This window comes from Spirosoma utsteinense, from assembly GCF_014282275.1.
GTDB classification, from domain to species: domain Bacteria; phylum Bacteroidota; class Bacteroidia; order Cytophagales; family Spirosomataceae; genus Spirosoma; species Spirosoma utsteinense.
Genome location: NZ_VFIA01000091.1, coordinates 1 through 6,828, shown reverse-complemented (window position 1 = coordinate 6,828; position 6,828 = coordinate 1). Strand labels below are relative to the sequence as shown.

The following is a 6,828-nucleotide window of genomic DNA, read 5'->3' as shown; positions in this document are numbered from 1 at the left end:
TAATAAAGTGAGGTTTGATCGGTGAAAGAGGTTTAATAAAGTGAGGTTTGATCGGTAATAAAGTGATATTGTTTACTGATGTTGATTTTTTAGTATCATTTTTTACATTTGCTTAAAAATCAATGACAATGGCTAAAGTAGTTGAGATTTGGCAAGATAATGCTCTGACCGTAGCTCGTTACGAAATGAGTGAAGCTGAGAAGAATATTCTTTACATGGTGGTAGCCAACGTTAAGAAGGATGATATCCCAACAAAAATGTATCAGGTATCAGTAAAAGAGATGGCTGAAATCACTGGATCAAAGGAATTAATGTTTGAAACGTATAAGCAAGCAACTCGTAAATTGCTTACACGTGTATTCGAAACCACACTCCCCAATGGAGATTTGTTGCAAGCCACTTTCATTTCTTCAGCTCTGTACAAGAAGGGAACAGGAATCATTGAGGTCGAGCTTTCTCAAAGGGTGAGGCCATTCTACGTAGACTTGAATCAGCGATATACAAAGATTCAATTGGTTGCAGCAATTTCGCTCAATTCCGCCTATGCAAAGCGGATTTATGAGCTTCTTTGTATGTACAAAAACATGAAGGACAAAACGTTTCGGCGAAATTTGGTCGAACTTAAAACTATACTTGGCATTATTGACCCGAAGACGGGAAAAGACAGTTACTCTAGCTGGACATGGTTTCAGAAGAACATACTGGATGTAGCTGCAAGAGAGATCAACGGTCATACGGATATTAGTTTCACGTATAAACCAATTCTTGGCGACCGCCCAGGCAGAGGACGTAAACCGGTTGAACAAGTTGAATTTGAAGTATTCTACCAAGCTAAACCGGAATCAGAGCCAGCAACGCCCATACTCGAGCGGCTTGTTAAACAATTCCGACTCCGGCCTGATCAGGCCACTAAGGTGCTAGAAATGCATTCAATTGAAGTAATCAACCGCCAACTTTACGACATTCACACTAAAGCCAACGACGGAAAAGTAAAAAACTTAGGTAGCTACACAGCCAAAGTTTTTGGCTTAAAAACGAAGGGGGAGGAAAAAAAATAGCATGGTTTAGGTACATATTTGGTTTTGCATTAAACAAATATTCGGTAAATACTCCCAACAATTTTATTTTTTCGTCAAAAAAACGTCGTTCATAGCATTTTCACCTCACACTCTTTTAATATAAAGCGAACTACATTATGAGAAAGTCATCTTTGCTCCTATTGGCGCTCACGGTCGCAAGTTCTTGTACAAACAATAATATCCAGAATGTTACCCCCCACGTCATTCGAGAAGATCCAGATTGGATCAGATTGGAGATTCCCAAAGGTAGAGAGGCATATGCCATTGCGGGTGACATTGACAAAACATTATTAGTGACAACATGGACTAAGGCTTACTACACAACAGATCGAGGAAAAACGTGGAAAGAGTCTAAAAATTTTAACGGACCGGTGCCAGGATTGTTGGTCCGTAACGACACTACATTTTCAATGGAAGCCCGTGCATTCAGCCAACAAGGAGATCTTGTGGGTGCGAATATTGTTAATTATTTCACAGCTAACTATGGTGAAACCTGGGAATCTTATTTCAAGTACTACAAAGAATATTTAAGTGAGATCAAACCTATAGGCAGAGTTAAGTCAACAAAAGGATCCATTTATTATATCAAATCAAATAGTACACCAACAGCTGCCGGATCGTCTTCCGCATATGTAAATCCTTCAGAAGTAATAAGAGAAGACTCACGTGGTCAGCAAGCAATTCCATTCCCATTTAAACAAAACTTACTTAATCTACATATTGACGTTCAAAATCGACTCTATATTGCAGCGTCGGGGGGAACATATCAATCAGAAAATAATACCTTCTCTTGCTGTGCAGACGATATGTCTGCGATTATCTTTATAAGTAAGAAACCTGTTCCATAGAGGAACAAAATAAGACTATTAGCCGCTCACAATACAGCCAATAACCTAGATTTAAGCATTACCGCTAATGACTTCTGTAGGTCTCGTTAAGACGTTACACCTTCTGAGTACGCCTACAGTATTCACGGATAACTACTTATAACTATACAAAAATACCAATTTCGGCACAATCAGTCCCCTCTTCACTCCCGTATTCTAGCATCGGTTTGGTATGTATCGACGAAAAAATTAGATATTATTGGTGATTTCATACGTATTATTGGTGATTTCATACATAAAATAGGTCCCATATGTCGGTTCATACATACTATTTCTTGGCCTTAATAGTTTGACAGTAAAATTAAGTGTTTAAAAAGTAACCTTTAACCATCTAAATTTTAACTGTCATGAAACTCAATCTAATTGTCTGGCTTTCAATAAGCTTACTATTAGTGTTGGTAAGCTCCTGCGCAGAAGACCAACTACCTTTTGAAGACCGAAGTGTATCAGAATCAAGAACAGCCAGGATTGCGCTCTCCGATGATGAATCAACTGAGTTGAAAAGGGAGTTTGCAACGGCATTAGCTAAGGCATTAAAAGAAAGTCAATCTCTACGTAATTTATTGAAGATCAAATCTTTAGAGATGATAGATGAAGATTATGATGTTCTTTATCAGCTGATAAAGAACGAAAAGATTGAAAACGATTTATCGGTAAAAGAATTAATTACAAAACATATCAAAAATAAAGGAAAGCTTCAAGTGATAGAAGCTAAACTACCAACACTAACGATTTTTGTACCTGATCTTCCAATGGGTTCGTTCTCCGCTCAGTCTTGGGATGTTGAGCAACAAATTCCCCGCGTTGGTGTAAAACTGAATAAGTCTAACGATGTACCAATTATAGATGCAGATGGTAAAGAGTTTGTTTTGGAGGGTAAATACATGCCCGGATTTCCTGTAGTTGTTGTGAAAGAAAGTTTGCGAATCATTGAGAGATCTCATCCAATGTATGGCAAAAGAATCACAAAAAATAAAATAAGCACTAGCGACGGGTTAGAATTTCAGTTCATCGATGATGCTTTTGATAGAAAGTTAAATTTGCACAAAAAAGGGGCCAGAGCTGGAGCTGCTTCTACGTTTGACAGTAAAGTGATAAATGCGTATAATATTTTTTTAAATACTGGTAATTGGCACCGCGATCATATTTACTATGATCTAACCAACACCCAAGATAAAGGTGCATTCAATCCAGATTTCGAAGAAACAATTACCACATTTAGTATGGGTGATGACCCAGTGGGATCTTACAATAGAATTGCTGACCAAACAGATGATCCGCATGTTCAAGGATCTAGTTCAACTGTTCAAAACAGCTTTTGGACAAGTGGTTCATTTTCATTTAAGGTAAAAATCTTGGTGAACGGCCGCAATGGAGTTGGCAGCGAAATATTGAAATACTTTCCAGTATCTCCTAGTCAGCTATTTCATGTGGGTTACACGCGACGAGATGGTGGCAATCCATACTATTTCCCACGTATTGATTATTCTAAAGAGGTCAGACTTAATATTCCAGTTTTCAAATGGGATTTGAATCAATACTCAACATCAATTAAGATATCAGTTGAAGAAGAAGATTTTAATACAACGACTCAATTAAGTGAGTCCACAGTATCTACGTTCGCAGCCAACTTCAGCATTGATGGCGGAGTATTAAAAAAGATTGGTTTAAAATTTGGCGCATCAAACCAAACTCAAAACACTGTTTCTTATACAAAATCTTACACACAAGGAAACGATGAATTAGGTGATGCTATAGTTAACTTTTATGATGATGTCATCACTCAATACGAGCCGAACACTATTGTAGGGCCAGCTTACTCATCAAAAGTGTTTTCAGGTGGTGGATACTACTATATTACACTAGAACCAATGCGCGCTCAGTAGAAAAGTAAACGGCTGTTTTGCAAGATCAAATTTGTAGAGAATGTTCTGTTTCGTACGGTTCTTCTCCTAAAGCAAGGCTAGCTACAAACAGCACTCAGCATATCACAACGCCTGACTGTCAACTAAAATAGTCAGGCGTTGTGATATGCTGAGTTGTGAATTTCCTCGAAATCTGCTCTTACATGTAGTTTACTTATAGCGCAAATTCGCCTTTGGTAAATTTCATTAGTGCAACGTTGATTTATGTGTCTCCTTTCCTAGAGAAAATTTAGTTCTGCTTTAGTGGGCTGCAACAGGTGATTAATCTTGTTATATTCCCTTAACATAATAATCATTTATAAAACAACCCTTAGAATAGTGCAAAAACAACAGGGTAAAAAAAGGGGTGGTGACATCGTATGTCACCACCCCTTTTCAGTGGGTTATAATTTTACTTTTTTCTTTTCAACAGCCATTCCCTGCGCCCTTACTTGGTTAGTAAAGTCAAGGCTGGGTTTGAAAGAGGGCACCACATGAGCCGCAATCGTGACCGCTGTGTTTTGGCTGATGTTCCGCCCTACTTTTGAAGCCCGCTGTTTCAGAATGAAACTGCCAAATGTGCGGATGTAAATGGGGTTGCCCTCGATTAAAGCATCTGTAACGACCTCAAAAAAGGATTCAATGATAGACCGGCTCGTCAACGAGTCAAGGCCAGTTTTCTCACTGACTTGGTTAATTACATCTTGTTTTGTCATACTCAACGAACTGATTTTTGTCTAGTTAGGGGTGATTCACGCTTAAAAAACTGGTTCAACTTCTGCCCAGGCTCAAGCCCCGGCTCCGCTTCTGCTCCTGCTGAATGGTTTGCTCTTGCTGTTGGGATAGCTCCTGTTTACGGGCTAACTCCTGCTGTTGCCGCAGTTGCTCGACTTGGCGTAACTGGGCCGCTAGCTGCTGCTGTTGCGCTTGTCGCTCGGAATCCACCTGACGCAGTTCCAGCGTCATACTTACCTTCTCCTGAGTCGTACCGTTGCTCATCGTATTCTGATACCGGAAGCTATCTTCCAGCTCCCGACGGTAGTTTAGTTGGGTATCAAAAGCCTCTTCACTGCGGGCCTTGAAGCCAACCCGGTTAAACTGGCCGAATTTCTGGCCGTGCTCCTCGCTCTTGCCTTGCCCTCGATGGTTGGTCATGGGGCTAAGTAGACGCTGGTTGTGGCTGTCCTTCCGGCTCACAATGATTTGTACGTGCATTTGGTGGCCCGCTTTAGCTTCTCCGCGTTGGCTTAGTCCCTGCTGCACGGCCGGATCAGTCCACTTGTAGCCCCGATTGTACTCGACCTTGCCGTACCACTTCACATCGTCCGGGCCTAATCCCTTCTGAAAGTTGGCCGCATACTCAGCCATCACACCACGGGCGTAGTCTTTGAGCTTCTGGGGGTCATTACCAATGTGCTGTAATTCTTTTTGGGATGGGCTGATATTAACCAAATAGAACTTGGCTTCGTGCTGTTTGAGTTTAGCCGTGTTGGTGTCGATCCCCTGACGCACCTCGTAGGGCCGTAGATCGTCGCGCCCTTGGTTGAACCACAATTCGGCCTTCTGCTCAGCTTTGAGGTTATTTTCTTTCTCCAGATACTCTACCAGCTGGCCACAACTGCCGGCATTGCTGCCGCTGCTACTGCTGGTGATATTGACGTGGGGCATGATTGGAAAGGGAAAGAAATCTACAAGTTGTCAATCTGGGTGCGGATATGGTCCTGCAAGTCCTTTACGGCTCGCCCATTGGTCAGCGCGTTCAGCGCTTCTCGCTGCTGGATGTAGGTATCTAAGAGAGTGCGAAATCTGGCTTTTAAGGCACTTTTAGACGCGCGGTGTGATTTGCTCTCACTTTGGTGCGTTTGTGTCTCTGAGAGCAAATCTCGCAGCGTAGCGGCCATTTGTTTGTATTTGTCTTCTAAATCCGTCTGCTTTTTAAGCAAGGCGGCGTTTTCAGTCTTACGGTCCGTTTGAGATTTCAGGTAAAAGCCATGGATATAGTTTTCCTCATCGAAGCTGAATAAAGCCGCGAATTGATCTTGCATCGTAGTCAGACTGCGCTTCAACTCGCGTTGATCGGCCATCATAGGGGTTAAGGCTTCCTTCTCCTGCGTTTTGATGAACGAAATAATTCGATTGATGCCCTGACCCAGCTCTTTCTTCAACAATTCGTCGTTCAGATCGCCCGGATCTTTCTGGGATTTGTAGAAATAGTCAACCATCTGACCAAACAGCTCTTGCTTACTGCGGCCTAGTTTATCACTTAACTTACTGAATTTCAGATCAGTATCTCCGCCGAACCGGACGGACTTATTGGCTTTTACCTCCATAATTAAGCGTGTGAATATACTAAAAATGTCATTTATAGGCTAAAATAAGGTATTTTCTGCTAAATATATACTTTTTGCTTATTAATTAATAATAAAATTATTCGTTAACTAACTGATTATCAGTTTAGAGACCTCGTAGAGCAAGTGAGAATTATCGCGCAGCGTAATTCCCGCTTGCTCTTTAAAAAGACCGCTCCGCGCTTTGTTTTCCCCGCATCGCGACCTTGTTTTTTGCTTTTTTTCTTCCCTTCGATTCATTCCCCTTTCCAACTAACTTTTTAGTTTATTCTTTTTCTTTTCTAAACCGTACCTGTCAAAGCACTTGCAAAACAGCCCTCCCTCGTGTGCGTACGCGTGAGACAAGTGATTGTGTATTATCAAATATCTCTTGTTAAACACTTGTAGGAGGAAAATCGGCGTTGTAACTGCCTGATTTACATATATTTACACTGTGGATAACTTTAATAAAGTGAGGTTTGATCGGTAATAAAGTGAGGTTTGATCGGTGAAAGAGGTTTAATAAAGTGAGGTTTGATCGGTGAAAGAGGTTTAATAAAGTGAGGTTTGATCGGTAATAAAGTGATATTGTTTACTGATGTTGATTTTTTAGTATCATTTTTTACATTTG

The 6,828-nt window shown here is 40.9% G+C and carries 6 protein-coding genes; 3 read left to right on the top strand and 3 right to left on the bottom strand.

The window, feature by feature from the left end; translation table 11 throughout:
* The first annotated feature begins 128 nt into the window (after window positions 1-128).
* The 3 genes from FH603_RS27405 to FH603_RS27395 all read left to right on the top strand — a co-directional run bounded on the left by FH603_RS27405 (window position 129) and on the right by FH603_RS27395 (window position 3,852).
* Complete coding sequence (locus FH603_RS27405) at window positions 129-1,058, top strand: replication initiation protein (protein ID WP_186742413.1); 930 nt, start codon at window positions 129-131, stop codon at window positions 1,056-1,058.
* Between the two features lie 137 nt (window positions 1,059-1,195).
* A complete protein-coding gene (locus tag FH603_RS27400) occupies window positions 1,196-1,927 on the top strand; it encodes a beta propeller repeat protein (protein ID WP_186742411.1) in 732 nt (243 codons plus the stop codon).
* Between the two features lie 386 nt (window positions 1,928-2,313).
* A complete protein-coding gene (locus FH603_RS27395; protein ID WP_186742409.1) occupies window positions 2,314-3,852 on the top strand; it encodes a hypothetical protein in 1,539 nt (512 codons plus the stop codon).
* Window positions 3,853-4,274: 422 nt separating this feature from the next.
* Here FH603_RS27395 and FH603_RS27390 read toward each other — a convergent pair whose 3' ends face one another.
* Genes FH603_RS27390 through FH603_RS27380 form a run of 3 tightly spaced genes read right to left on the bottom strand, consistent with a single transcriptional unit; the run spans window position 4,275 to window position 6,200 of the window.
* On the bottom strand, window positions 4,275-4,586 hold the full coding sequence (locus FH603_RS27390) for an HU family DNA-binding protein (RefSeq protein ID WP_186742407.1): 312 nt from the start codon (window positions 4,584-4,586) through the stop codon (window positions 4,275-4,277).
* A gap of 55 nt (window positions 4,587-4,641) precedes the next feature.
* Window positions 4,642-5,538, bottom strand: coding sequence for a DUF5712 family protein (locus FH603_RS27385; protein ID WP_186742405.1), 897 nt, complete (start codon window positions 5,536-5,538; stop codon window positions 4,642-4,644).
* A 20-nt stretch (window positions 5,539-5,558) separates the two neighbouring features.
* On the bottom strand, window positions 5,559-6,200 hold the full coding sequence (locus tag FH603_RS27380; protein WP_186742403.1) for a BfmA/BtgA family mobilization protein: 642 nt from the start codon (window positions 6,198-6,200) through the stop codon (window positions 5,559-5,561).
* Window positions 6,201-6,828 lie beyond the last annotated feature (628 nt).

Excerpts from the sequence above, each read along its gene's own strand:
- FH603_RS27405 (WP_186742413.1), top strand. The coding sequence starts at position 129 with ATGGCTAAAGTAGTTGAGATTTGGCAAGATAATGCTCTGACCGTAGCT.
- FH603_RS27400 (WP_186742411.1), top strand. The coding sequence starts at position 1,196 with ATGAGAAAGTCATCTTTGCTCCTATTGGCGCTCACGGTCGCAAGTTCT.
- FH603_RS27395 (WP_186742409.1), top strand. The coding sequence starts at position 2,314 with ATGAAACTCAATCTAATTGTCTGGCTTTCAATAAGCTTACTATTAGTG.
- FH603_RS27390 (WP_186742407.1), bottom strand. The coding sequence starts at position 4,586 with ATGACAAAACAAGATGTAATTAACCAAGTCAGTGAGAAAACTGGCCTT.
- FH603_RS27385 (WP_186742405.1), bottom strand. The coding sequence starts at position 5,538 with ATGCCCCACGTCAATATCACCAGCAGTAGCAGCGGCAGCAATGCCGGC.
- FH603_RS27380 (WP_186742403.1), bottom strand. The coding sequence starts at position 6,200 with ATGGAGGTAAAAGCCAATAAGTCCGTCCGGTTCGGCGGAGATACTGAT.